23 protein-coding genes and 1 other RNA gene are annotated in these 24,823 nt (G+C 45.9%); 14 read left to right on the top strand and 10 right to left on the bottom strand.

All coding sequences use genetic code 11. From position 1 onward, the window contains the following. The first annotated feature begins 220 nt into the window (after window positions 1-220). From K7R11_RS08715 to K7R11_RS08700, 4 genes are all read left to right on the top strand, one after another. Window positions 221-2,779 (top strand): ATP-dependent Clp protease ATP-binding subunit, encoded by a 2,559-nt coding sequence (locus tag K7R11_RS08715; RefSeq protein ID WP_224490146.1) that lies wholly within the window; start codon window positions 221-223, stop codon window positions 2,777-2,779. Window positions 2,780-2,885: 106 nt separating this feature from the next. Continuing rightward, a complete protein-coding gene (rimK, locus tag K7R11_RS08710) occupies window positions 2,886-4,271 on the top strand; it encodes a 30S ribosomal protein S6--L-glutamate ligase (RefSeq protein WP_224490145.1) in 1,386 nt (461 codons plus the stop codon). A 39-nt stretch (window positions 4,272-4,310) separates the two neighbouring features. Then, window positions 4,311-4,706 carry an STAS/SEC14 domain-containing protein gene (locus K7R11_RS08705; RefSeq protein ID WP_224490144.1) on the top strand — a complete coding sequence of 132 codons (396 nt, stop codon included), beginning with the start codon at window positions 4,311-4,313 and terminating at the stop codon, window positions 4,704-4,706. Between the two features lie 95 nt (window positions 4,707-4,801). Next, entirely contained in the window at window positions 4,802-5,218 is a 417-nt protein-coding gene (locus tag K7R11_RS08700) for a hypothetical protein (protein WP_224490143.1), read from the top strand. Here K7R11_RS08700 and hutH read toward each other — a convergent pair. Both hutH and K7R11_RS08690 read right to left on the bottom strand, forming a co-directional pair. Then, complete coding sequence (gene hutH / locus K7R11_RS08695) at window positions 5,175-6,686, bottom strand: histidine ammonia-lyase (protein WP_224490239.1); 1,512 nt, start codon at window positions 6,684-6,686, stop codon at window positions 5,175-5,177. The genes K7R11_RS08700 and hutH overlap by 44 nt on opposite strands. A 264-nt stretch (window positions 6,687-6,950) precedes the next feature. Beyond that, complete coding sequence (locus tag K7R11_RS08690; protein ID WP_224490142.1) at window positions 6,951-8,465, bottom strand: NAD(P)H-hydrate dehydratase; 1,515 nt, start codon at window positions 8,463-8,465, stop codon at window positions 6,951-6,953. Between the two features lie 286 nt (window positions 8,466-8,751). Here K7R11_RS08690 and thrA point away from each other — a divergent pair, with 286 nt between their 5' ends. The 7 genes from thrA to K7R11_RS08655 all read left to right on the top strand — a co-directional run bounded on the left by thrA (window position 8,752) and on the right by K7R11_RS08655 (window position 16,590). Continuing rightward, window positions 8,752-11,196, top strand: a complete 2,445-nt coding sequence (thrA, locus tag K7R11_RS08685) for a bifunctional aspartate kinase/homoserine dehydrogenase I (RefSeq protein ID WP_224490141.1) — start codon at window positions 8,752-8,754, stop codon at window positions 11,194-11,196. 3 nt (window positions 11,197-11,199) lie between these two features. After that, window positions 11,200-12,123, top strand: coding sequence for a homoserine kinase (locus K7R11_RS08680; RefSeq protein WP_224490140.1), 924 nt, complete (start codon window positions 11,200-11,202; stop codon window positions 12,121-12,123). Window positions 12,124-12,136: 13 nt separating this feature from the next. Continuing rightward, on the top strand, window positions 12,137-13,447 hold the full coding sequence (gene thrC, locus K7R11_RS08675; protein WP_224490139.1) for a threonine synthase: 1,311 nt from the start codon (window positions 12,137-12,139) through the stop codon (window positions 13,445-13,447). Between the two features lie 84 nt (window positions 13,448-13,531). Continuing rightward, entirely contained in the window at window positions 13,532-14,599 is a 1,068-nt protein-coding gene (gene gcvT, locus K7R11_RS08670; RefSeq protein ID WP_224490138.1) for a glycine cleavage system aminomethyltransferase GcvT, read from the top strand. 72 nt (window positions 14,600-14,671) lie between these two features. Further along, window positions 14,672-15,484: a sugar nucleotide-binding protein gene (locus tag K7R11_RS08665; RefSeq protein ID WP_224490137.1), complete on the top strand. Its 813-nt coding sequence runs from the start codon at window positions 14,672-14,674 to the stop codon at window positions 15,482-15,484. Between the two features lie 38 nt (window positions 15,485-15,522). Then, window positions 15,523-15,810, top strand: a complete 288-nt coding sequence (locus K7R11_RS08660) for a 4a-hydroxytetrahydrobiopterin dehydratase (RefSeq protein WP_224490136.1) — start codon at window positions 15,523-15,525, stop codon at window positions 15,808-15,810. Window positions 15,811-15,870: 60 nt separating this feature from the next. Continuing rightward, complete coding sequence (locus K7R11_RS08655; protein WP_224490135.1) at window positions 15,871-16,590, top strand: YebC/PmpR family DNA-binding transcriptional regulator; 720 nt, start codon at window positions 15,871-15,873, stop codon at window positions 16,588-16,590. On the opposite strand, the gene K7R11_RS08650 is transcribed toward K7R11_RS08655, so the two are convergent. From K7R11_RS08650 to K7R11_RS08620, 7 genes are all read right to left on the bottom strand, one after another. After that, complete coding sequence (locus K7R11_RS08650) at window positions 16,587-17,132, bottom strand: 1-acyl-sn-glycerol-3-phosphate acyltransferase (protein WP_224490134.1); 546 nt, start codon at window positions 17,130-17,132, stop codon at window positions 16,587-16,589. The genes K7R11_RS08655 and K7R11_RS08650 overlap by 4 nt on opposite strands. 3 nt (window positions 17,133-17,135) lie before the next feature. After that, window positions 17,136-18,218, bottom strand: a complete 1,083-nt coding sequence (locus tag K7R11_RS08645) for an iron-containing alcohol dehydrogenase family protein (RefSeq protein WP_224490133.1) — start codon at window positions 18,216-18,218, stop codon at window positions 17,136-17,138. A gap of 15 nt (window positions 18,219-18,233) precedes the next feature. Further along, window positions 18,234-18,866, bottom strand: a complete 633-nt coding sequence (locus K7R11_RS08640) for a chloramphenicol acetyltransferase (protein WP_224490132.1) — start codon at window positions 18,864-18,866, stop codon at window positions 18,234-18,236. After that, window positions 18,863-19,561 carry an HAD family hydrolase gene (locus K7R11_RS08635; protein WP_224490131.1) on the bottom strand — a complete coding sequence of 233 codons (699 nt, stop codon included), beginning with the start codon at window positions 19,559-19,561 and terminating at the stop codon, window positions 18,863-18,865. Before K7R11_RS08635 ends, K7R11_RS08640 begins: the two co-directional genes overlap by 4 nt. Beyond that, entirely contained in the window at window positions 19,552-20,280 is a 729-nt protein-coding gene (gene kdsB, locus K7R11_RS08630) for a 3-deoxy-manno-octulosonate cytidylyltransferase (protein ID WP_224490130.1), read from the bottom strand. The genes K7R11_RS08635 and kdsB overlap by 10 nt, the downstream gene beginning before the upstream one ends. Before the next feature lie 43 nt (window positions 20,281-20,323). Continuing rightward, window positions 20,324-20,896, bottom strand: coding sequence for a DUF4126 domain-containing protein (locus K7R11_RS08625; RefSeq protein WP_224490129.1), 573 nt, complete (start codon window positions 20,894-20,896; stop codon window positions 20,324-20,326). Between the two features lie 66 nt (window positions 20,897-20,962). Next, a complete protein-coding gene (locus K7R11_RS08620) occupies window positions 20,963-22,387 on the bottom strand; it encodes an ATP-dependent DNA helicase (RefSeq protein ID WP_224490128.1) in 1,425 nt (474 codons plus the stop codon). A 109-nt stretch (window positions 22,388-22,496) separates the two neighbouring features. Here K7R11_RS08620 and K7R11_RS08615 point away from each other — a divergent pair, with 109 nt between their 5' ends. The 3 genes from K7R11_RS08615 to K7R11_RS08605 are packed head-to-tail and all read left to right on the top strand — an operon-like array spanning window position 22,497 to window position 24,515. Next, window positions 22,497-23,144 carry a hypothetical protein gene (locus tag K7R11_RS08615; protein ID WP_224490127.1) on the top strand — a complete coding sequence of 216 codons (648 nt, stop codon included), beginning with the start codon at window positions 22,497-22,499 and terminating at the stop codon, window positions 23,142-23,144. Then, window positions 23,122-23,952, top strand: coding sequence for a DUF3822 family protein (locus tag K7R11_RS08610; protein WP_224490126.1), 831 nt, complete (start codon window positions 23,122-23,124; stop codon window positions 23,950-23,952). The genes K7R11_RS08615 and K7R11_RS08610 overlap by 23 nt, the downstream gene beginning before the upstream one ends. After that, window positions 23,952-24,515 carry an RsmD family RNA methyltransferase gene (locus K7R11_RS08605; protein WP_224490125.1) on the top strand — a complete coding sequence of 188 codons (564 nt, stop codon included), beginning with the start codon at window positions 23,952-23,954 and terminating at the stop codon, window positions 24,513-24,515. Before K7R11_RS08610 ends, K7R11_RS08605 begins: the two co-directional genes overlap by 1 nt. On the opposite strand, the gene rnpB is transcribed toward K7R11_RS08605, so the two are convergent. Further along, window positions 24,515-24,815, bottom strand: an RNA gene (gene rnpB / locus K7R11_RS08600) — RNase P RNA component class A. The two genes, K7R11_RS08605 and rnpB, sit on opposite strands and share 1 nt — an antisense overlap. Window positions 24,816-24,823 lie beyond the last annotated feature (8 nt).

Below are 24,823 nucleotides of genomic sequence, written 5' to 3'. Positions count from 1 at the left end.
ATTTTATGAGCTCCGGTATCAATTCAGCCCAGAGTTTTTCAACGTTTTTATTAACAAACCGCCCCTTGCGCACAGTTGATAAAATGGGTGTTAATTTTTTTGTTTTTGGTACTTTTTTTTGTCTATTAGCTAAAAGTGTTTGGAATTAAGGTATAGTTTTTGCCTTGTTGTAGTTGATTTACTATTTTTATTAGAAGATTAGAAGAAAGGATATAAGCGTATGGATGACAATTTTTCACCAAGAGTTAAGGATGTGATAGCCTATAGCAAGGAAGAAGCCCTCAGGTTAGGGCACGACTTCATAGGTACAGAACATCTTATGCTCGGGCTTTTACGTGATGGAAACGGAAAAGCTATAGATATCCTTACGGCCTTAAGTATCGACCTCGATACCTTAAGACGTAAGGTAGAGATCTTGAGCCCGGCCAACTCAGGTACCGGGGTCAACACTAACGATAAACGCAATCTTCATCTGACCAGACAGGCAGAAAGAGCCTTAAAGACCACATTCCTGGAAGCCAAGCTCTTTCAAAGCACCTCTATAAATACTGCACACCTGTTGTTGTGCATCCTCAGAAATGAGAATGACCCCACTACCAAACTGCTCAACAAGTTAAAAGTAGACTACGACAACGTGAAAGAGCAGTTCAAACTGATGATCACCAGCGAAGATGATTACATAGACGCCCCGAGGGCCGAATCATTTTCAGATGATCCTTCAGACGGTGATGATGCCAAAGACAACCCCTTTGGCAATTCTTCCTCATCGGGAAGTAAGAGCAGTAAGAAATCCAAAACCCCCGTTCTGGATAACTTTGGAAGGGACCTGACCCAGCTGGCAGAAGAAGACAAACTCGACCCCGTGGTGGGCCGGGAGAAAGAGATCGAGAGGGTATCCCAGATCCTGAGCAGACGTAAGAAGAACAACCCACTGCTTATCGGGGAACCGGGAGTGGGGAAAAGTGCTATTGCCGAAGGACTGGCCCTGAGGATCGTTAAGAAAAAAGTATCCCGTATACTTTACAATAAAAGAGTGGTTACACTTGACCTGGCCTCACTTGTGGCCGGAACCAAGTACCGCGGACAGTTCGAGGAACGCATGAAGGCGGTAATGAACGAACTGGAAAAGAATGATGACATCATTCTCTTCATTGACGAGATACACACCATTGTCGGAGCCGGAGGCGCTACAGGGAGTCTGGACGCTTCAAACATGTTCAAACCCGCCCTGGCCAGAGGAGAGATCCAATGTATCGGAGCCACAACCCTGGACGAATACAGGCAATATATCGAGAAGGACGGTGCCCTGGAAAGAAGATTTCAGAAGGTGATCGTGGAGCCTACCTCTGTGGAGGAAACCATTGAAATCCTCAACAACATCAAGGCTAAATACGAAGAGCACCATAATGTAACCTACACCCCCCAGGCGGTAGAGGCATGCGTAAAGCTCACCAACAGGTACCTCACCGATCGCTTTCTGCCGGACAAGGCTATTGACGCACTTGACGAGGCAGGTTCCCGGGTACATATTACCAATATGGAAGTCCCCAAACAGATCCTCGAGCTTGAAAAGCAATTGGAGCAGGTTAAGGAACTGAAGAATTCGGTGGTTAAAAAGCAGAAATACGAGGAAGCTGCAAAACTCAGGGATGATGAAAAGCGCCTTGAAAAAGACCTGATGACGGCCCAGGAAAAATGGGAAGAAGAATCCAAATTACACCGGGAAACCGTTACCGATGAAAATGTAGCCGACGTGGTTTCCATGATGAGTGGAGTTCCCGTAACAAGGATCGCTCAGGCCGAAAGTTCGAAACTGGCGCAATTACCGGACCTTATTAAAGGAAAAGTGATAGGCCAGGATGAGGCTGTGGCCAAGGTGGTAAAAGCCATTCAAAGAAATCGTGCAGGACTTAAGGATCCGGATAAACCCATAGGATCTTTCATTTTCCTTGGGCAAACCGGAGTGGGTAAAACCCAGCTGGCCAAGGTACTAGCTTCCCAGTTATTTGACTCCGAAGACGCCCTGTTACGTATCGATATGAGTGAATACATGGAGAAGTTCGCCGTTTCCCGATTGATCGGTGCACCTCCCGGATATGTCGGTTACGAAGAAGGTGGTCAGCTTACAGAAAAAGTAAGAAGGAAACCGTACTCTGTGATCCTGCTGGATGAGGTGGAAAAAGCACACCCTGATGTTTTCAATATGCTGCTTCAGGTACTGGATGACGGTTATCTTACAGACAGTCTTGGCCGTAAGATCGATTTCCGTAACACCATCATCATCATGACCTCCAATATTGGAGCCCGTCAGTTAAAGGACTTCGGACAAGGCGTAGGTTTCGGTACCGCCGCCAAAAAAGCACAGGCCGATTCCCATACCAAGAGCGTAATCGAAAACGCCCTGAAAAAAGCCTTTGCCCCTGAGTTCCTCAACAGGATAGACGATGTAGTAGTGTTCAATCCATTGGAAAGAGAAGACATTCACAAGATCATCGATATCGAGTTGGACAAACTCTTCCGCCGCATCCAGGGCCTCGGGTACCACCTGTCGCTTACGGATAAGGCCAAGGATTATATTGCCGACAAAGGTTTTGACAAGCAGTATGGTGCAAGGCCGCTCAAAAGAGCAATTCAGAAATACATCGAAGATGCTTTGGCCGAAGAGATCATCACAGCCAAACTCACCGAGGGCGACAGCATCAAAATGGATCTTGATAAGAAAAAGGATGAACTTACCATCAAGATCACCAAACACGAAGAATCGGCAGAATCCGAATGATAGATTACTGCTTAACCAAATAAAAAACGCGATAACCAGATTATCGCGTTTTTTTATGCCGTTCCGTTATTTTAGTTCTTAAATTCGTATTTGCAAACACAGAGAAATGGAACAAGATAAGATCATCATTGGAAGTGAAGAATGGGTAAGTCTGCCTGATCTTAACATTCCTGCTATTAAGGCGCGGGTAGATAGTGGTGCCAAAACCTCAGCCCTTCACGCCGTTAATATCGAACCCTTTCAGCGCAATAATGAAGCCTGGGTAAGTTTCGACGTATATCCTCTGCAGGATAACGGCAAGAAAAGAATACGCTGCCAGGCATTTGTAATCGACAAACGCGTTATCAAAAGTTCTACGGGAAATCGCGAAAGCCGGTACATCATTAAAACTCCCATAACCATTGGTAATGAATCCTGGGATATCGAGATCTCCCTCACCAACCGCGACTCCATGGGGTACCGCATGCTGTTCGGAAGGGAAGCCATGATAGGCCGTATGCTCGTGGACCCTGAAAACAGCTTTATGATGGGCCGTATGAGCGAGGAAGAGGTCAGTCATAAATACCAGGCAGATGTCACTTTTAAAAATGGTCTGAATATTGGGTTGCTGGCCAGCAACCCGGAACTTTACAGCAATAAACGCATCATCGAGGCAGGACAGCGAAGAGGCCATAAGATCGAGTTCTATAATCTCAGGCAGTGCTACATGAAGCTCGATGCCCAGACCCCGGAAATTCATTACAGGGGCGGGAAAATCCTGAACGGACTCGACGCAGTTATCCCTAGGATCAGACCCAGCATGACTTTTTACGGGTGCACCCTTACCCGCCAATTCGAATCTCAAAATGTATTCTGCCTTAATAAGGCCGCTGCGATCCGTCAGGCCAGAGACAAGATCTTCTCCCTGCAGCTCCTGCTTAAAAACGGAATAGAGATCCCAACAACCGGCTTTGCCAATTCACCCCTTGACACCAACGACCTAATAAAAATGGTTGGCGGCTCTCCTCTGATCATTAAACTGCTGGAAGGCACACAGGGTAAAGGCGTGGTCCTGGCAGAGACCAAAAAGGCTGCAGAGAGTGTAATCAACGCCTTTAAAAGCCTTAATGCCAATATTCTCGTTCAGGAATTCATCAAAGAAGCTAACGGAAAAGACCTCAGGCTGTTCGTAATTAATGGCAAAGTGGTTGCCGCCATCCAGCGTACTGCACCCCCCGGAGAATTCCGCGCCAATGTACACCTGGGAGGCATAGCAACCCCAATACGACCTACCGCAGAAGAAAAACGTATTGCCATAAAGGCCTCCAAGGCGCTCGATCTGGATGTTGCCGGGGTCGATATCATCCGGTCTTCAAAAGGCCCGCTCTTGCTGGAAGTAAATTCCTCTCCGGGTCTGGAAGGGATAGAGAACGCTACCAACAAGGACATTGCAGAACAAATGATCATTGCCATTGAAAAGAAACTGAACTGGAAACCAATTATCGAAGACTGATCTTCGAACCCATAACCAGCCTCGGCTAAAGTTCATCTTATGAACAATTTTCCCCCATTTCCGGATCAGATCCTGAATATCGAAAAAATCGATATCGGCACCTTCTACATTTACCCTAAGTTCACGCTTGGGGTAGTAAATGAGGGAGTGAACCTTACACTCCCTCAATTGTCTGTCCTGGTTGCCTTATGTGAGCGCAATTACCACCTCAAGAATTTTGTCTATATCTCCATGCGCATCAACTCGTACTCCATAGACCCAACCCTCTATTCCTATCTTCTGGAAATGAAAAATCTAAAGGGCATAGCTGTGGTAACCAACAAGAAAATATTCAGACAAAACTTCCAGGTAGAGCAAGTTTTTTACGGAAATAATATGAGAATTTTCAACACTGTGGAAGAGGCAGTTAGCTGGAGTAATAACCTCATCGACTAAATCGGTCCGTTATACGATTAGATTTCCCGAAAATTAAAGTGCTAATTATTTTAGGGGCAGGTTTCTACCTACTGACAAACAACCTGATACCTCATATGATTACCAAGATCGAACTAGACTTCGCTACCCTAGAATTTCATGATAAAATTGTTGTAGGCACTATCTACGAAGGAGTAGACCTCTCTCAGGAGCAGGGTGGTGAGATTTTTAAAATGATCAGACAACAGTTCGGAGACGCTCCCTACGTGTTAATCTCCAACAGAAAACATTCCTTCTCTTTCAACCCATTTATGCATAATGAGCTGGCAAATAAGCAACCTAACCTCAAGGGATTTGCCGTGGTAGCCCGCACTCCTGTGCAGCGAATGAATTTTGCCATTGAACAAATGTTCATCAAAATTCCATCAGGATATTTCTCTAATCTGAAGGATGCCAAATCCTGGGCCAAACGCCAGTTAGCCCTTCACCCTAATACTCAAGAATCGGCCCGGTCAATTCAAAACGATCGATAAACCCTTTAGTCTTTTCTATATCGTAATGCAGCACGCGGTCCTGAGCAACAAAGGGTACAACAGTGGTATAGGAAGCAAGGAAATCTTCAATCTTTTCCGAGCTTTTCAGAGGCTTTCTGAATTCCAGTGCCTGAGACGCATTCATAAGCTCAATGGCTAAAATACTTTTTAAATTTTCTACTATCCTGTAGCACTTGGTTGCTGCATTGGCGCCCATACTCACATGATCTTCCTGACCGTTAGAAGACACAATACTGTCTGCACTGGCCGGAGTACACAACTGTTTATTCTGACTTACAATACTGGCGGCGGTGTACTGAGGAATCATAAATCCTGAATGCAGTCCCGGGTCATGCACCAAAAATGCAGGCAATCCTCTCAGGCCCGATACGAGCTGATAGGTTCTTCTTTCCGAAATACTCCCCAGTTCAGCCAGAGCAATGCCGAGATAATCCAGGGCCAAAGCCAATGGTTGCCCGTGAAAATTACCCCCGGAAATGATCTCGTCCTCATCAACAAATACATTAGGATTATCGGTAACCGAATTGATCTCTGTTGCGAAAACACTTCTAACATGAGCCAAAGCATCCTTGGAGGCGCCGTGCACCTGAGGCACGCATCGGAAGGAGTACGGGTCCTGCACATTTTTCTTTTCCTGGGTCGCAAGTTGACTACCCTCGGTAAATTCCAGGATTCTTTCTGCAGTACATAACTGTCCCTTATGCGGTCTGATTTTATGAATGAGGGCATTAAATGGCTCTAATCGCCCGTCGAAAGCTTCCAGGGAAATGGCGCTGATAAAGTCAGCCAGATAGGAAAGCTTATACCCCTGCAAAAGACTCCAGACACCATAGGCCCCCATGAATTGGGTACCATTGAGAAGTGCTAGTCCTTCCTTGGATTGAAGGGTAATAGGCTCCCAACCATATTCAGAAAGTACTTCTGAGGCTGCTTTGATCTCCCCCTTATAATACACCTCTCCCCTGCCGAGCAAAGGAAGTGCAAGATGGGCCAATGGAGCAAGGTCACCCGAGGCACCTAAAGATCCCTGCGTGTAAACTACAGGAAGAATATCATTGTTGTAAAAGTCAACCAGTCGCTGAACGGTGAGCAATTGTACCCCCGAATGTCCGTAACTCAGGGATTGCACCTTAAGCAGAAGCATGAGCTTCACAATCTCACGGGGTACTTTGTCTCCGGTACCACAGGCGTGAGACATCACCAGGTTTTCCTGAAGCTGGCTCAGGTTTTCCCCGGAGATCTTAATATTACACAAGGAGCCGAAGCCTGTATTAATTCCGTAAACAGGGCGTTGATCCGACAACATCCTCTGGTCCAGGTAGGCCCGGCATTTCTCAATCTTAGCACGTGCTTCATCCGAAATTTTAAGGAGCAATTTTTGGCCCAGGATGGTATTCAGGGTTGCCAGGTCCAGCTCTTCCGAAGATATATTGTAAAACGCACTCATAAAGTATACGGTAAAATTAATATTGGTTAAGTAAGGGATCATAAGCTTTAACTTATGACGTCTTAAACAGCGACTTCCCTGAAAATGAAGTATCCCTTTTATTTACATATAAAATACCTCTTCCTAAAAATCGCTGCGAAGAAAGCAAAACTTCGCTATAAAGACAAGCAATTATCCTTATTATTAGCCGTCCGCAAACCTTTGATCACACGATTTCATAAACCGGTACAACAGAAGGCCCGGATTCAGGTTTTTCAATTCAAATCATTTCCTTTGCGAATCCAGGTGTAAAAACGCATCCCCCAGAAAATCAATGATATCAGTAGCCGTTAAGCTCCACACCGAAGTTTCACGTATGGCGATATCTCCTGAGAGCCCGTGTAAATAAACTCCCAGCCGGGCTGCCTCAAAAGCAGGGTAACCCTGCCCCCTTAGGGCCGATATGATTCCGGTGAGCACATCCCCGCTTCCTCCGGTAGCCATTCCCGGATTCCCGGAAGCGTTGAAATACATACGCTCCCCATCAGTTACCATGGTGTAAGCTCCTTTTAAGACCATAATAACCTTCCGCTCCCCTGCCAGTCTCATAGCCCGCTCCATCATTTCAAAGTCATTATCCCAGGATCCTGCCATGCGTTTAAACTCCCCGGGATGAGGGGTTAAAACCGTACCTTCAGGAAGGAGACCCCATATTTCCTGTTCCTCAGCCAGGATATTCAACGCATCGGCATCGAGAACCAGAGCTCCACGGTAACCTTTCAGAAAGCGCTTCATAGCCCCTGTTGTTGATTGCTCTTTTCCCATCCCCGGCCCCATGGCAACAACATCCGGAACAAAACCGGGATTCATTTGTGTAAGTATCTTTTCATCTTCAACAGGAACACACATTACCTCAGGTACTGCGGTCTGAAATATTTCATATCCGCAATGAGGCACCAGGGCAGAAACAAGACCACTTCCTGATGTCAGGGCCGCTTCCGCACTCATCAGCGCTGCCCCGATCTTCCCGTAACTTCCTCCTACAATAAGTACATGCCCGTAGGTACCTTTGTGTGAAAACCGCGCTCGCGGCCTTAGAAGTTGCGCCATATCTTCCTGATTGCTATAGTAATATTTCGTCGGGGTATTATCGATAAAATCTTTATCCTGATCTATAGAAACCAGGCTCCAGTTTCCGGTATATCCCCCGGTTTGAGGAAGCAAAAAGACAAGTTTCGGCAATTCAAATGTAAACGTATGATGTGCCCTGATGACCGCTTCCGGATTTTCAGGCAATCCCGTCATGTATAAACCTGATGGAATATCAACAGCAACCACCCTGGCAGCGGAATTATTGATTTGAAAAATAAGTTCCTCTACCCACAAAGGGGGTCTTCTGTTTAATCCTATCCCAAAAATAGCGTCGATAACAAGATCGTTTCTGCCCGGTTTCGGAACGGGATCCCCCTCATGCAGTTCCACGATCTCACCTCCTGCAGCAACAAATTTTTGACAATTCACCTTAAGATCTTCCGACCGGCCCGAACTGAAATTCACCATGATCACCTTCACCTTTTGCCTGGCCTTTCTAAGGTAGCGCGCCACAACCAGACCGTCTCCCCCGTTATTCCCCATTCCAGCCAGAACCAGAACCTCACCTTTAACCGGCACGAATCCTTCATGCAGATGCTGAAACAATCTGTATCCGGCTCGCTCCATTAACTGGACACTGCTGATATGTTGCCGCTCCATTGTCATTTTATCAGCCTCCCGTATCTGATCTGCATTAAAAATCTTCATTCCTCAGTGATTTTAATGAATTACTGCATTATCCTTATTTTTTCTCTTAAAATTTGTTTAGAGCATTAAATCTTATACATTTGACATGAACATTAAGTCATGCCATTAACCAACCAAATACCATTTTCTACTCACTTCCCTTCCGGAAGCTATAATGGCGCGACCACCATCACCATTATTATCACCATCACCCCCTAGGGGGTACTTCATTACATATCAACTATCGCATATGGCCTTTTTTCTCAGGTCATAAAAAGTAATTATCATTTTCCAAACAAAATCTTACATGAAAGTATTAAAATTTGGTGGAACCTCCGTTGGTAACCCAGACAATATCAGGAAGGTATATCAAATCATCCGAAATAATCACAACCAGGACCTTATCGTAGTGGTTTCCGCCATGTCAGGAGTTACCAATTTACTGGATCAGGCAGTAACTACTGCGGCCTCCCAAAACAGGGAATTCGAAAATGCACTAAAGGAACTGGAGGAAATTCACGTAATCGCGATCCGGGAACTATTCCCGGTGGCGCTTCAAAGCAATCTTATCGGGTACCTGAAAAAAGAAGTGAACAAACTTGAAACGCTTTTGGAGGGTGCTTTCATGATCGGGGAATGCACTCCGCGTCTTAAAGACAAAGTCCTGAGCTTTGGAGAACAATGTTCCTCATATATCATTCAGCAGTTCTTTAATGCAAACCACCTCGACTCCTGGCTTGGCGACAGTAAGTCTTTGATCAAGACCAATGAACATTTTGGGAAAGCCCAGGTCGACCGGGATCTTAGCTACAAACTCATCAAAGCTGCCTACCGGGAACACAAGGGAGCCGTAGGGGTACTACCCGGGTTTGTCGCATCGTCCAGAAGCGGACATGTAACCACGCTGGGGCGCGGAGGATCGGACTACACGGCCGCCCTGGTTGCTGCCGCCCTGAATGCAGAGCTTTTAGAGATCTGGACCGATGTAAGCGGAATGTATACCGCAGATCCGCGAATCGTAAAACAAGCCTTTGCCATTGCTGCCATATCTTACGAGGAGGCCATGGAGCTTTCGAACTTCGGAGCTAAGGTACTCTATCCGCCAAGTATCCAGCCGGTGCTTGAAAAGGGCATTCCCATTCTCATCAAAAACACCTTTGATGCGGAAGCAGAAGGAACCATGATCGCTAAAAACCCGGAAGGGTCCAGGAGGGCTGTCCGAGGTATTAGCCGCATTAGCGGCATCAGCCTTCTTTCCCTGGAAGGTCCGGGACTTATTGGTATTCCGGGTACTTCTCAGCGATTTTTCGGAGTACTCTCGGCAGGAAACATCAATGTTGTAATGATCACACAGGCCTCCTCCGAACATTCTATCTGCGTTGGGGTATCAGATGAAGATGCTGAGAAAGCCCAGGAACTGGTCCGACTTGAATTTGAAAACGAGATCAATTCCAATAAGGTTTACGATCCGGTTATTGAGCAGGAACTTAGCATTATAGCCCTGGTCGGAGATCAGATGAAAAGTTACCAGGGACTGAGTGGCCGCATGTTCAGTGCCCTGGGAAAAAACAATGTCAATATAAGGGCCATTGCACAGGGCGCTTCCGAGCGAAACATTTCCGCAGTGATCGCCAATAAAGATGTTAAGAAAGCGCTGAATACCCTTCATGAGGAATTCTTTGAAGACCGTGTAAAGCAACTCAATCTTTTTGTTATGGGAGCCGGAAATGTGGGAAAACGATTCCTGGAGCAGATCAAAAAACAAAAAAAGTTCCTTAAAGAACAATTAAAGATCAATGTGCGACTTACCGGACTTGCCAATTCCAGAACCATGACCTTTAACGATCATGGGATGGACCTAGATAATTGGGAGAATTTACTCAAAGAAGGCCAACCGGCTACCCTGGAAGAATTTCATAACAAGGTTCTTTCCCTTAACCTCCGCAACAGTGTTTTTGTGGATATCACGGCGAATGACAAGGTAGCATCCACCTATGGCGATTACCTCTCAAAGAGCGTTGCCGTGGTTACCTGTAATAAGATAGCCGCCTCTTCAGAATATGAACACTACCGCCATCTGAAAGACCTTTCAAAAAGATACAACACCCCTTTCCTTTTCGAAACCAACGTAGGGGCCGGACTTCCGGTTTTAGACACTCTGAAGAACCTGGTAATTTCAGGAGATAAGGTCAGACGTATCGATGCAGTGCTGTCGGGAAGCTTGAATTTCATATTTAACCATTTCAATTCAGAAACCGCATTTGCGGGGGTGGTTAAGCGGGCCATGGAAGAAGGATATACAGAACCCGATCCACGAATTGACCTGAGCGGGGTGGATGTGATGAGAAAGATTCTCATCCTCGCCAGGGAAAGCGGCTACCAGCTGGACCTGGAAGACATTACCTGCAACGACTTCCTCCCTGAGAACGCTTTGAAAAGCGAGAATACAGAGTCCTTTCTTAAGATCCTCGAAGACAATGACGCACATTTTAACCGGATCCTGGAAAAGGCGAACGCAAATGGTTGTAAACTAAAGTACGTAGCCAGCTTCAACAATGGAAAAGCCAGTGTGGGCCTCCAGGAGATCGCTCCCGACCATCCCTTCTACAACCTGGAAGGCAAAGACAATATTGTCCTTTTTTATACCGACAGATACCCGGAACAGCCCCTGAATATAAAAGGAGCCGGTGCAGGAGCGGAAGTAACCGCCTCCGGAATATTTGCCGATATTATCAGAACCGTTAACTCATAACCTATGAAGAAGATCGGCGTATTTTGCCCGGCCACAGTAGCCAACATCTCCTGTGGTTTCGATGTGCTTGGACTTTGTCTTGAGAATTCCGGGGATGTCATGTATTTCAGTGAAAAAAAAGACCCCGGAGTACACATCTCCAGGGTCCAGGGGCCTCCTCTGCCCACAGACCCGGAACAGAACGTAGCCGGGGTCGCGGCGCTAGCCATGCTCAGGCACCTGGGAACCTCTCACGGGGTAACAATAGAGATCGAGAAAAGGATTAAGCCGGGAAGCGGTATAGGCAGCAGCGCTGCAAGCGCAGCAGGAGCCGTTTTCGGACTCAATGAACTTTTAGGCCGGCCGCTGTCCAGGCAGGAACTTATCGGTTTTGCCATGCAGGGCGAAAGCCTGGCTAGCGGGGCCGCCCATGCCGACAACGTAGCCCCTGCCCTTCTGGGCGGCATTACGTTAATCCGCTCTTACGACCCCCTGGAAGTGATCTCTTTGCATGTACCACCTGAGCTATGGGTTACTGTGATCCATCCCCAGCTGGAACTTAAGACAGCCGATGCACGGGCAGTACTGAAAGACCAGGTGCCATTAACCAAGGCCATCCGCCAATGGGGAAATCTGGGAGCCTTAGTGAGTGCATTATATACCGAAAACTACGAACTGCTGGGAAGATCGCTTACTGATCACATTGCAGAACCTTTGCGAAGTCCCTTAATTCCGGGGTTTACCGAAGTCAAAATGGCAGCCCTTGAAGCCGGCGCACTGGGCAGTGGAATTTCGGGATCCGGACCTTCCATTTTTGCCCTGTGTAAAGGCAAACCTGTGGCAGAGCTGGTCGCAGGAAAAATGAAAACCATTTATGACGCTCTTGGAGTTCCCTCGGAGCTCCACATCTCCAGAATTGCAACAACCGGAACACGCCTAATACCCTAAAAACAACCAACCCATGAGATATTACAGTCTGAACGACAAAAAGGAAAACAAAGACATGGTAAGCTTTCGCGAGGCCATGATCAAAGGACTCGCTCCTGACCGGGGACTATATTTCCCTTCGGAAATCCCAAAACTCGATCCCGACTTCCTGAACAACCTCGATACGTACAGCGATAACGAGATCGCCTTCAGGGCAATAAAGCCCTTTATCAATAACGAAATACCCGAAACAGAACTCCGGAAGATCGTGTCAGAAACCCTGAATTTCTCCATTCCGGTGGTGCCGGTAAAAGACAACTACAGCACCCTGGAGCTCTTTCACGGCCCCACCATGGCTTTTAAAGATGTCGGTGCCCGGTTCATGGCCCGATGCCTTGGATTCTTTAACCGCGGTAAGGAGCAAGCTACCATACGGGTTCTCGTAGCCACCTCCGGTGATACCGGAGGAGCTGTTGCCAATGGTTTTTTGGGTGTCCCGGGAGTCGAAGTCATCATTCTTTACCCTAAGGATAAGGTAAGCGACATCCAGGAGCGCCAACTTACCACCCTTGGAAAAAACATACATGCCCTTCGTGTAAGTGGGAGTTTTGACGATTGTCAGAACATGGTCAAATCGGCGTTCCTCGATCCGGAAACGCAGGAATTGAACCTCACATCAGCCAACTCTATCAATATTGCGAGGTGGCTGCCGCAGATGTTCTATTATTTCCTGGCCAAAAAACAAGTCATGTCTTCCGGCCGGAAAAAGAAACTGATCTTTGCCGTACCCAGCGGTAATTTCGGAAACATCTGCGCAGGAATGATGGCTTCGGCTATGGGGCTTGAGGTGGAGCATTTTGTCGCCGCCACCAATATCAATGACACCGTACCCCGTTATCTCGAAAGTGAGGCCTATGCACCTGAACCTACCCGGCCTACCATCTCCAATGCCATGGATGTTTCTGACCCCAGTAATTTTGTGCGAATTGAAAAGTTATTCAATAACAGCCTCCCTCTGTTAAAAAAACAATTCTCCTCCTGTAGTTTTACCGATGAACAAACCCGGGAAGCCATGAAAAAGCTCTACACCTCTTCCGGGTATATTGCAGACCCTCATGGAGCAGTAGGATTTCTGGGAGCAAAAAAAGCCATGACGGAAAAAAGCGATGTTCACGCCATCTTTCTCGAAACCGCACATCCGGTTAAATTCCGGGAAGAAGTAGAAAGGACCCTTGGGCTCACCCTGGAACTCCCCCCTCAGATACAGGAAGTAATGGAACACCCAAAGTCGTTTACCTCCATTTCCGATTACAAGGAATTGAAAGACTTTTTAATGAATACGTAATAATTTCAGGATTATTGGTCCGGCAATTTAGTTCTCCTGATTATTTTAAATAATTTTGCGACACTATAAAAAAGACCAATAAAGATGAAAAATACGGCTTTAACAGATAAGCATATTGCGCTGGGTGCAAAGATGGTTCCTTTTGCAGGATACAATATGCCCGTTCAATATGAGGGAGTTAACATTGAGCACGAAACGGTTCGCGAGCACCTCGGGGTATTCGATGTTAGCCATATGGGTGAATTTTTTATAACCGGACCCAAAGCGCTTGACCTGATCCAGAAAGTAAGCAGCAATGATGCTTCAAAACTTACTGATGGACGGGCACAGTACTCTTGTCTTCCAAATGACAACGGTGGAATTGTAGACGACCTGATCATCTACAGGATCAACGAAGAAAAATACCTGCTGGTAGTCAATGCTTCCAATATTGAAAAAGACTGGAACTGGATACAAAAGTATAATGAAGGGATCGGTGCTGAAATGGAAAATGTCTCTGATCAATACTCCCTTCTGGCCATTCAGGGACCAAAAGCTGTAGAAGCCATGCAATCGCTTACGCCAACAGACCTCTCGGCTGTTAAATTTTACCATTTTGAGATCGGTCCCTTTGCCGGAGTGCCGGAAGTGATCATTTCAGCCACCGGATACACCGGTAGCGGAGGCTTTGAGATCTATGTGAAAAATGAAGACATCGCCCAGGTATGGGAGCGCGTTCTGGAAGCAGGAGCCGGTTTCGGCATCAAGCCTATAGGACTGGCAGCAAGAGACACCCTCCGTTTGGAAATGGGATATTGCCTTTACGGAAATGATATTGATGACACTACCTCTCCTATTGAAGCAGGTCTTGGATGGATTACCAAATTCACCAAAGACTTTGTCAATGCAGAGGCCCTGAAGGCCGAAAAGGAAGCAGGCCCGGAGAGAAAACTCATAGCCTTTGAACTGGAAGAACGCGGCATTCCGAGAAAAGGATATCCATTGCTTAACGATAAGGAGGAGGAGATCGGAATCGTAACCAGTGGTACCATGTCTCCGTCGCTTAATAAAGGAATCGGCCTGGGTTACGTTAAAACGGCATTTGCTGGTTCAGAAACCCCGATACTTGTGAAGATCAGGAAAAACCTGGTCCCCGCCAAAGTGGTTAAGTAGCCCTTTTACAAAAAGCAATAAGACCCCTGATGGCTGCGTTTGACAAAAACGTCATCTGAAAAAACAGCATATTTGACCAGAATACTCATTTTAGGAGCCAGCGGATTTATTGGTGGGGCGTTATATAAGGAGTTATGTAATTATTTTGACACCTTCGGAACCTACCATACAGGAAGGATCTATTCTGAAAACCAGCACTTTTTCCATTACGACATGGAACGTCAGGATATTTTCGACATCCTTCTTGAACTGCGCCCCACCATTATTATCTCCGCCCTAAGAGGACCATTCGAAGCCCAGGTCATTGCCCATGGTCAGATTGCGGCTTATTGCCAAAACTCAAAAACCAGGGCTATTTTCCTCTCCTCAGCCAACGTGTTCGATGCCTTCAGCAACTACCCTTCTTACGAGTACGATAAAACCCTTTCCGAGAGTCCGTACGGAAAGCTCAAAATACGCCTGGAGAACATGTTCATGAAATTGCCCGAACGCCAGTATATTATTGCACGCTTACCTATGGTTTTCGGAAGTCAGTCCCCACGGATCAAAGAATTGAAATATCACCTGACTCACAACGAAGCTTACGAGGTTTTTCCAAATTTGGTAATGAACGTAACCAATGACGACATGCTAACCCGGCAGGTGCATTACATGATCAACAGAAAGCGAAAGGGCATATTTCACCTGGGATCCACAGATCTTATCCATCACAATGAATTCATTGAAGAATGCTGCTCTAAATTAGGGTTCGAAACCCCCTATTTCAAGAACGTATACACCTCCAATTTCGACCGCTTTCTGGCCGTACTCCCCAAGTCCAAGACACTTCCCAAACACCTGATGTTCAGTCACCATGATGTCATCGAAGAATTGCGTCCGCTGTAAGTTTAAATTCTTATATTTAAGCAACTAAAACCTCCAAAATGAAAAAATTGACTGAACAAGAAATCCAAAATGAGATTAAAGATTTGCAATACTGGGACCTGGAAGAGGGTATGCTGGTGACCTCCCTGGATTTTAAGAATTTTGCTGATGCCTTCGCCATGATGACACGTATTGCTTTTGAAGCTGAAGCCAACAACCACCATCCGGATTGGTCCAATGTGTACAATAACCTCACCATTCGCCTGACCACTCACGACGCAGGAGGACTCACCGACAAAGATTTTCATTTAGCCCGAAGAATCGAGGCAATTATCAATGGTGACTAATATTTCATTTTTTGCAAATTTCCCTATTTTTGCCCTGAACTATTATTTATAGAATTCTTTATGGGAAGAGCTTTTGAATTCAGGAAGGCAAGAAAGATGAAACGTTGGGCCAGTATGGCCAAAACCTTTACGCGTTTAGGCAAAGATATCGTCATGGCAGTTAAGGAAGGCGGGCCGGATCCTGATGCCAATGCAAAGCTTCGTGCGGTTATTCAGAATGCCAAGGCTGCAAATATGCCCAAAGACAATATCGAAAGGGCTATTAAGCGTGCCTCTGATAAGAACACTGCAGATTACAAGGAAGTTCTTTTTGAAGGATACGCCCCTCATGGGATCGCCATTCTTATTGAAACCGCTACCGACAATAACAACAGGACAGTAGCCAATATAAGAAGCTATTTCAATAAATGTAACGGCAGCCTGGGCGTCAGCGGATCGGTGGAATTTATGTTTGACCACACCTGCAATTTCAGAATCAACGCCGAGGGTATCGATCCGGAAGAACTGGAATTAGAACTTATCGATTTCGGGGCGGAAGAAATTTTTGTAGACGACGATGGTATACTTATCTATGCGCCATTTGAAAGTTTCGGGGCCATTCAGAAAGAACTCGAAAACAGGGATATTGAGATCCTGTCATCAGGTTTTGAGCGCATCCCGCAGGTGACCAAAGAACTGAGCCCTGAGGAGGTGGCAGATGTGGAAAAACTGCTGGAAAAGATCGAGGAAGACGATGATGTCCAAAACGTCTACCATACCATGAAAGAAACCGAAGATTAAGGTTCGAAAGAAAATTCCGGTTTCTTTCCTTTCACACCTTTAAAATAATTGTAGATCTTATTCATATCGGCTTCCATATTGTCGGTGGTATACAAGGGTTCTGAGATCCTTACCTGTTTGTTGGCAAAATCGAAGGCCACCATAACGATGGGAACACCGGCACCCCTGGCCACATAATAAAAGCCTGTTTTCAGGGTATCTACTTTTTTCCGGGTACCTTCCGGCGCGATACTCAACCTGAACTCATCCCGGCTGTTAAACAGATCAATAATGGCATCTACGGTGTTGGATTTTTTACCGCGGTCAATCGGGGCGCCTCCTGTCCAACGAAAGTACCAGCCAAAAGGGGGCTTAAACAATTCCTTTTTTCCGACGTAATTCATACGTTCTCCCGTCATTCCCCGAACCAGAAGGCCAATATAAAAGTCGTGCCAGCTTGTATGGGGCACTACAATAATCACATATTTTTTCAGGTCAGGAAACTGTCCTACAAGTTCCCAACCCATGAACTTATGATAGATTAACCGTGATAACCATTTCATAGCTTACATCTTTTCGTATAGTGAGCGTATTTTCTTCTCGTCGATCTTTTCCTTCCAATGTTCTCCAAGGGCATTTTCCCAGAGGGGCTCCATACCGAGCGCCACGCCTATCATGGTATCAAATTGCGCTTCGCTCAATCCCGAACAAACTCCTTTGGGCAGGGCTATCTCATTAATCTCCTTCATCTCCCTGAACTTCTGAACGCCTTCAGGGTAATACGCCTCAAGATGATCGAATACAATACAATTACCCACCCCATGATGAATGCCCAATTCATAGGATAACCCATAACTCAGGGCATGTGCTACCCCCACCTGAGAATAGGCTATACTGAGTCCGCCGTGCCAGGAGGCCATCATCAATTTATTCTGACGTTCGCTCTCAGACATGTGTTGGCAGGTATAAACCTCTGTGCACATCTCATATGCTTTTTCGCCATAACTCTCTGAAAAAGTATTTATAAAATGCCCCTCCAGTGACTCCACACAATGGATAAAGCAATCCATACCGGTATAAAACCACTGGTCTTTTGGCACTCCCCGGGTTAATACAGGATCAAGAACCACCTGGTCAAAAGGCGTATAATCTGAATTAATTCCGAGTTTCTTTTCAGGCCCGGTTAACACAGCAGTTCTGGAAACCTCTGCTCCCGTACCACTAAGGGTTGGAATGCCCACATGGTAAACCCCTTTTCTTTTCACGAGATCCCAGCCCTGATAATCGGAAGCACTACCCGGATTGGTAAGCAACAGGGCCGTGGCCTTGGTTAGGTCCATGACACTCCCCCCGCCTATTCCGATGATCCCGGAAGGCTCTTCCCCGTATTGTTCATTGATCATTTTAACGATCGCGTCAACCTGGTCTGTCTTTGGCTCTTCCTCAACATTGATAAAGATGATACGATCCTGAAACATCACCGGGATTCTGGAAATAAACTCCTGCTGTTGCTCCAAAACATCATCCACAAGAAATATAAATGGCGCTTCACTGTTACGTCTTTGCGGCATGAGAATTTCCCCTAATTGATCGAAACTGTTTCGGCCAAATATGACCTTTGGCACCATTTGAAAATTCCTGTACTTCATAAGTCTGTCTGTTCTTTAATACCCTTTATTCAAAAACCCTTCAAATTCTTCAGCAAACTTTCCCACATGTACCCCGTCTGCCAGGGCATGATTTACATGTACGGAAACCGGCATCATCAGCGCTCCTCCCTCTTCAAACAATTTTCCCACCGAGATCTTCGGCACGCTGTCATTCTCACGAAAACTTCTGGCATGAGACAAGGAAGTGAACTTCAGCCATGGAAGGGCCGAGAAATGAATGGTTCCCGCATCATTTTCAGAGGGAACAAGATCGTTCCCGACACGAACCCGTTTCATTTCCATTTCCGCCAATTTATAAAATTCAGCAAAACTTTCTGCATACTCCATATAGGAGAATCCAAAAGTTCCATCGTCCCGTTTAACCGTAGGTGAAATACTCACCGTATCAAAAACCACAGGGACATCATCTACGATCCTGTACCTGAACTCTTTTACTGCGTTTACCGCCTTAAGCACTGCATAGAGATAATAAATAAAGAAAGAGCGATTGTGTTCCTTGCAGAACTCATAGCCCTTACCCACCTTTACATTAAAGGCGACTCCGAAAAAAGGCTCATCAAAATCCTTAAAGAAAAGATAATGCGGTTTCCGCTTCCAGGAGTCTATATCTATTTTCTTATACCTCATAAAAACTCCAGCACTTCCGTAAGACGATCTATGGTATGGTACCCCCCGTTATTATCCTCATCCTTCACCAATTCATGTGCCCAGGTGGTATGAAAAGGAACATGAATTGCACGAGCGCCAATATTAATGATCGGGAGCACATCCGATTTCAGGGAATTGCCGATCATCAGGAATTGGTCTACGGGGATCTCCAGGTGTTCCAGAAGATTTTTGTAATTCTCCTCCTTTTTATCACTTAGCACCTCGATATGATGAAAATAATCACTCAATCCTGATTTTTCCAGCTTTCTTTCCTGGTCAAGCAGATCGCCTTTGGTTAGGAGAATCAACCTATATTTTCCGCTGAGCTTATGAAGCACCTCCTCAACCCCTTCGAGAAGTTCAACCGGATGGGTGATCATATGCTTCCCAATATCCAGGATCCTGCCAAGGGTTTGGTTATCTATTTTCCCGTTGGACAGGTCAATGGCGCTTTCCACCATAGACAGCATAAATCCCTTGATCCCGTACCCATAGATCTCCAGGTTTTTCATTTCCATTTTAAAAAGCTCCTGGTCGATCTTATTCTCTGTTTCATAACCGGATAAAAGCCTTGCGAATTCATGCTCGGCATCCCTGAAATAGGTTTCGTTAACCCAAAGGGTATCATCGGCATCAAATCCGATTACTTTAATCTTACTGTAATCTATTTCCATGCTTTAATCGCTTTCTCCAGGTCTTCCGGAGTATCTATCTCTATTCCGGAAACCCCGGTTTCCACCATTTTTATTTTTCTCCCGTATTCCAGATACCTGATCGCCTCGATCTTTTCTGTAGCCTCCAGCGGAAGCATGGGCCATTGGGAAAAGTCCATAAGTGCCTGCTTCCTGAAAGCATAGACGCCCTTGTGCTTGAAATAGGTAACCCCTGTTTTCTCATCGCGGGGGTATGGAATAGGTGACCTGGAAAAATACAGCGCAAAACCATTCCTGTCGGTGATCACCTTTACTACATTGGGGTCTTTAATTTCTTCCCACTGATGCAGCGGGGTCATTAAAGAGGCCAGGGCAATCTCATGGCGCGGGTCCTTATGAAAAACATCTATTAATCCGGAAAGACTTTCCCGTTCTGTAAAGGGCTCATCTCCCTGTACATTCACAACTATATCAACATCCATGGAAGCCACGGCTTCTGCGATTCGATCGCTTCCGCATTCATGTTCCTTTGTACTCATAAGGGCCACTCCTCCGTTAGAGATGATCTCATTGTAAATGATATCACTATCGGTAACCACATAAACCTCGTCGAAAAGCCCGGTAGACAGGGCGGCCTCATAGGTTCTGAGAATTACGGTTTTACCCTTAAGATCTTTCATGAGTTTTCCCGGGAAACGGGAGGCCGCGTAACGGGCCGGAATCATTGCTATTACTTTCATGTTTGGCTATTAAAAAAGCTCCTACAAATGTACGGCATATCCCTTACAATTGCCTCCGGCTGGGCCGTAATTTTCTGTATATCCAGTAGAGGGAAAACAGTAAAACCAGGGCAGCGATCCCGGCAAGTACCGGAGCCACAAAAGACAACACACTCATTACCACCGCGGCGAATGTTTCTATGGTAGACACAATGGGATTACCAAGGCCGGCTGTGGTAACCGAAGAACCCAGACGCGTACTGGCGGTTGCCCCTTTAACTGCGGCAGCTGTTCCTCCACCGGCAATAATAGCCAGTGCCCAGGTGATAAGTGGAGAAACATCGGCCATGGTTGCTACCATAACAGCTGTCCCCGCAATTCCTGCCAGGGGAACCGCTGCGGTATCGAGCAGATTATCAACCCAGGGAATGTAATACGCCAGGAGTTCTGCCAGCATAGCAACCCCCAGGGCCACCAGGGCTGGGGTACTGCCCAGCCACTCCCACTGGCTGTGTAAAGACCACCAGTCGAAATGTGCCGTAAGGCTTAAAGCAAATAAGGGGAGAAACACCCGGAAACCGGTAGCCGCAGCCAGACCGATTCCCAGAAATAAACTTATAATCAGGGAAGAGTCCATAGGAATAACCTTTTTTTGAGCATGTTACATCACCCTACTAAAGGTATGAAATATTGAGATAACGTATTATTCCTCAAAAAACTCATCCTTAAACCCGATAAGGTAAAGATTTTCACTTGCCCTGGTCACCGCGGTGTACAACCAGCGGAGGTAGTCCCTATCGATCCCGTTAGGCAAGAAGGGTTGCTCTATAAAAACGTTTTTCCACTGTCCTCCCTGGCTTTTATGACAGGTGATTGCATAGGAAAACTTAACCTGCAGGGCATTGAAGTAATTGTTATTCTTCACCTTCATGAATTTCCGGTAATTCGAGGTTTCATCCTGATAATCTTTCATCACTTCCTGGTAAAGCCTGTTGCCGTCTTCATAGGGCAAAGCCGGCGATTCGGCATGGATAGTATCAAGCATCAGGACGGTTTCGAAAGGTTTCATTTTCGGGTAATCCACCATCTGCACCTTAACCTCTGCAAAACGGAAACCATACAACTCCTTAATGGCAAAGATCTCCAGAACCTCCAGGATATCACCATTTGCAATAAATCCGGCCTCAGAACTGGCCTTTATCCAGAAGTAATTATTACGTACCACCATCACGAAATCCCCGGTGGCCAACTCGTTCTCAAGAAAGAGGATACGTCCCCTGATCTGCTGATTATAAAGGTTGGCGCGCTTGTTGGAGCGGACAATGATAGCGGTATCTTCCCTTCCGTATTCACTGAAAGACCTGTCTATAGCCTCCTGGATTTCGTATCCGTCCACCAGGCGCACGATATCCGGAAAACCCTGTACCCGAAACTGAAAATGGTCAAAGTAATCCGATTGCAATTGCTCCCTTAAATTGGTTGCGTTAAAGAGAATCCCGGAGTTCAATTGCTGGCGTACCACTTCATCCAGCTCCATTTTACGCACCGTCTTATTGTAATTCATCTCCAGGGTGCTCTCACTCAGTGCCGGACTAAGATCTAGATTTACGGGAGGCAACTGAGCCGTATCGCCAATGAGCACCAATTTGCAATTATGACCTGAATACACATACATTATAAGGTCGTCCAGTAAAGAGCCGTTCTCAAAAAGCTTAGAGTCTGAAGGTGCATCGGGAATCATCGAGGCTTCATCAACGATAAACACCGTATCCCGGTGCTTGTTTGGCGACAGCACGAACTTGACGCCACCACCTTTTTGCTTGCGGGGAAAATAAATATGTTTATGAATGGTATTAGCCGTTCGGCCGGAATAATTGGTGATTACCTTGGCAGCCCTCCCCGTTGGGGCGAGCAACACAGATTTTTTTAAAGCCTTCCATAAATTCGTTACCACAGCTCCGATAATAGTGGTCTTTCCGGTACCGGCATACCCCTTAAGTACAAAAACCTCATTCGTGTCCTGAGAGAAGATAAAATCGGAAAGTTGCTGTAAGACAACATCTTGCTTCAGGGTAGGTTGATGAGGGAATTTTTCCTTGATTAATTTGTAAAAAGAAGTAGCATCCATGAAGTCCGGTTCTTGCCCAAAAATAGGAATGTTTTTTAAGGCTCAGTCTTTCGTGAAAGAAAAAAAATTGTAGATTTGCGTAAAAGCACTCTAACACAAAATACAAAAAATGAAGACAGTAATACAAATTGTTCTTTGGGCTTTAAGTATATTTTTTGCTTACCAGATCTACAATTCGGTAATGGAGCCAATCAAATTTGACAAAGTTAAGCAGCAGCGTTATATGGCTACTATTGAGAAATTAAAGAGCATTCGAGATGCTCAGGAAGCTCATCGTAGTATTCACAATGCGTATGCCAACAATTTTGATCAACTGATCTCCTTTATTGATACTGCACAATTTGTAATCCTGGAGAAAAGAGATTCTTCTTTTATGAGATATAACCGCACCTATCGTATCGACATGCCGGTTGATACCGTGGTGGTTGATACCTTAGGATTTAAAGCGGTAAAAGACTCACTTTTCAAAACCCGTAATTACAAGAACCTGGCCGAGGTGCCTTTCGCACAAAACAATGCCAAGTTCGAAATGAAAACGGATATCCTTGATAAAAACGGATATAAAGCTCCGGTTTTTGAAGCAAAAGTTGCCAAGGATGTTCTTCTTTACGATCAGCCCGATTATCTTGTAGAACAGGAAAACACCATGATCGACGTGGAAGAGGTTAACGGAAACGAGATCAAAGTGGGAAGTCTTACAGATGTAAGTACAAGTGGTAACTGGCCTCCATACTATGACACAAAGAAAGACGACTAACATCATAGATACATCATTAAAAGAATTGTCCATTCAGGTTAGCTTGAGTGGACTTTCTTTTTGTATACGCGACACGGCTAAGGAACGGATTACCGCACTGGAACACCGCTACTTCGAACAGCCTGCCAATGCCGAAAGCCTCGTAGAGGAACTTCGCCGTTTACTCGAGGAAGACGCGCTGGCCTCCACCGATTTCAAGGAGGTAAAGGTTATCCACGATAACGAACTATCGACCTTTGTACCCAGGGCCCTTTTTAATGAGAGCAACCTGTCTGACTACCTGAAGTACAGCGTAAAGATCCTGGAAACCGATTATATCAGTTTTGATGAGATCAAGAGCCACGATATGTTCAATGTTTATGTGCCCTTTACCAATGTAAACAACTTTATTTTTGACCGCTTCGGCAGTTTCGAATACAAACACGCCTCTACCATCTTAGTGGAGACGCTGTTGAACAGGTTCAAAGGCGGAGATAATCACAAGGTATTTGTACAGGTGGGAAGAACCCATTTTGATGTGGTAGTGCTTTCGGATAAAAAATTACTACTGCACAACAGTTTTTCATATCAGACCCGCGAAGATTTTATTTATTACCTCTTGTATATTTTCGAACAACTCGATTTGAACCGGGAGGAAACCGAGCTCCATCTTCTTGGCGACATCCAGGAAGGCGACGGACTTTACAATATAGCATACACCTATATCAGAAAGGTATCATTGGGTGATAGCCATAACCCTACGCTTATGGCAGACCACCTGCAGCATATGGATAAGCAAACCAACCTGGTCCTTCTAAACAGTTTTTAATGCGAATCATTTCCGGTAAACATAAATCCAAGCGACTTGTCGCCCCTAAAAAGCTTCCGGTGCGCCCCACCACCGACTTTGCGAAGGAGGCGCTTTTCAACGTGCTCAACAACCATTACTACCTGGATGAGCTCACTGTGATCGACCTGTTCTCAGGCACCGGAAACATCAGCTATGAACTGGCCAGCCGCGGATGTACAGACATCACTGCAGTAGACAGCCATCCGGGATGCGTACAATTTATCTCCAAAACTTCTCAGGAACTGGATATGAACATAAAAACCGTACGCTCTGATGTCTTTAAATTTCTGGAAAGAACCTTATTAAAAGTGGATCTGATTTTCGCTGATCCTCCATATGACATGCCGGAGGAAGACATGTTAAAAATACCACAGATCGCCTTTGACAGAGCACTGCTGCTTCCCGGAGGCATGTTGGTTGTGGAGCATTCCAAGCATACCGATCTCAGCAAAGACCCGCACTTTTCAGATTCCAGGAGGTATGGTGGGAGTGTATTCAGTTTTTTCGAAAACCCGGAGGAGGAAGAGGATACGGAAGCATAAAAAAAAGCAGGTCATAAGCCGGATTCTGTGCCCATAAGGGTCCCTATCATTTATCTGGCCCTGTTATTACTAACAGGATCTAGCCGCCTACCCTCCAGCATCGGACGCGCAATCCTCAAGCACTGGTATACATGGCGTTTCACCGCATAGAGTTTACCTGATTTCACTACAGCATTACCTGTACATTCTTTCTGTTGCACTGGTCCTCGTTTTACAACGGACGGCTGTTAGCCGCTATGCCGCGCTACGGTGTCCGGACTTTCCTTCCCGATAAATCGGAACGATAGGGTGACCTGCCGGGCAAAAGT

This window comes from Robertkochia flava, assembly GCF_020166515.1.
GTDB classification, from domain to species: domain Bacteria; phylum Bacteroidota; class Bacteroidia; order Flavobacteriales; family Flavobacteriaceae; genus Robertkochia; species Robertkochia flava.
This window is presented reverse-complemented; position numbering and strand designations above follow the sequence as displayed.

Coding starts and splice junctions, on each gene's coding strand:
- K7R11_RS08645 (WP_224490133.1), bottom strand. CDS start 18,218: ATGAAGTACAGGAATTTTCAAATGGTGCCAAAGGTCATATTTGGCCGA.
- K7R11_RS08700 (WP_224490143.1), top strand. CDS start 4,802: ATGATTACCAAGATCGAACTAGACTTCGCTACCCTAGAATTTCATGAT.
- K7R11_RS08625 (WP_224490129.1), bottom strand. CDS start 20,896: ATGGACTCTTCCCTGATTATAAGTTTATTTCTGGGAATCGGTCTGGCT.
- K7R11_RS08690 (WP_224490142.1), bottom strand. CDS start 8,465: ATGAAGATTTTTAATGCAGATCAGATACGGGAGGCTGATAAAATGACA.
- thrA (WP_224490141.1), top strand. CDS start 8,752: ATGAAAGTATTAAAATTTGGTGGAACCTCCGTTGGTAACCCAGACAAT.
- K7R11_RS08705 (WP_224490144.1), top strand. CDS start 4,311: ATGAACAATTTTCCCCCATTTCCGGATCAGATCCTGAATATCGAAAAA.
- gcvT (WP_224490138.1), top strand. CDS start 13,532: ATGAAAAATACGGCTTTAACAGATAAGCATATTGCGCTGGGTGCAAAG.
- K7R11_RS08615 (WP_224490127.1), top strand. CDS start 22,497: ATGAAGACAGTAATACAAATTGTTCTTTGGGCTTTAAGTATATTTTTT.
- kdsB (WP_224490130.1), bottom strand. CDS start 20,280: ATGAAAGTAATAGCAATGATTCCGGCCCGTTACGCGGCCTCCCGTTTC.
- K7R11_RS08680 (WP_224490140.1), top strand. CDS start 11,200: ATGAAGAAGATCGGCGTATTTTGCCCGGCCACAGTAGCCAACATCTCC.
- K7R11_RS08715 (WP_224490146.1), top strand. CDS start 221: ATGGATGACAATTTTTCACCAAGAGTTAAGGATGTGATAGCCTATAGC.
- rimK (WP_224490145.1), top strand. CDS start 2,886: ATGGAACAAGATAAGATCATCATTGGAAGTGAAGAATGGGTAAGTCTG.
- K7R11_RS08655 (WP_224490135.1), top strand. CDS start 15,871: ATGGGAAGAGCTTTTGAATTCAGGAAGGCAAGAAAGATGAAACGTTGG.
- K7R11_RS08640 (WP_224490132.1), bottom strand. CDS start 18,866: ATGAGGTATAAGAAAATAGATATAGACTCCTGGAAGCGGAAACCGCAT.
- K7R11_RS08610 (WP_224490126.1), top strand. CDS start 23,122: ATGACACAAAGAAAGACGACTAACATCATAGATACATCATTAAAAGAA.
- K7R11_RS08635 (WP_224490131.1), bottom strand. CDS start 19,561: ATGGAAATAGATTACAGTAAGATTAAAGTAATCGGATTTGATGCCGAT.
- K7R11_RS08650 (WP_224490134.1), bottom strand. CDS start 17,132: ATGAAATGGTTATCACGGTTAATCTATCATAAGTTCATGGGTTGGGAA.
- K7R11_RS08620 (WP_224490128.1), bottom strand. CDS start 22,387: ATGGATGCTACTTCTTTTTACAAATTAATCAAGGAAAAATTCCCTCAT.
- K7R11_RS08660 (WP_224490136.1), top strand. CDS start 15,523: ATGAAAAAATTGACTGAACAAGAAATCCAAAATGAGATTAAAGATTTG.
- hutH (WP_224490239.1), bottom strand. CDS start 6,686: ATGAGTGCGTTTTACAATATATCTTCGGAAGAGCTGGACCTGGCAACC.
- K7R11_RS08605 (WP_224490125.1), top strand. CDS start 23,952: ATGCGAATCATTTCCGGTAAACATAAATCCAAGCGACTTGTCGCCCCT.
- thrC (WP_224490139.1), top strand. CDS start 12,137: ATGAGATATTACAGTCTGAACGACAAAAAGGAAAACAAAGACATGGTA.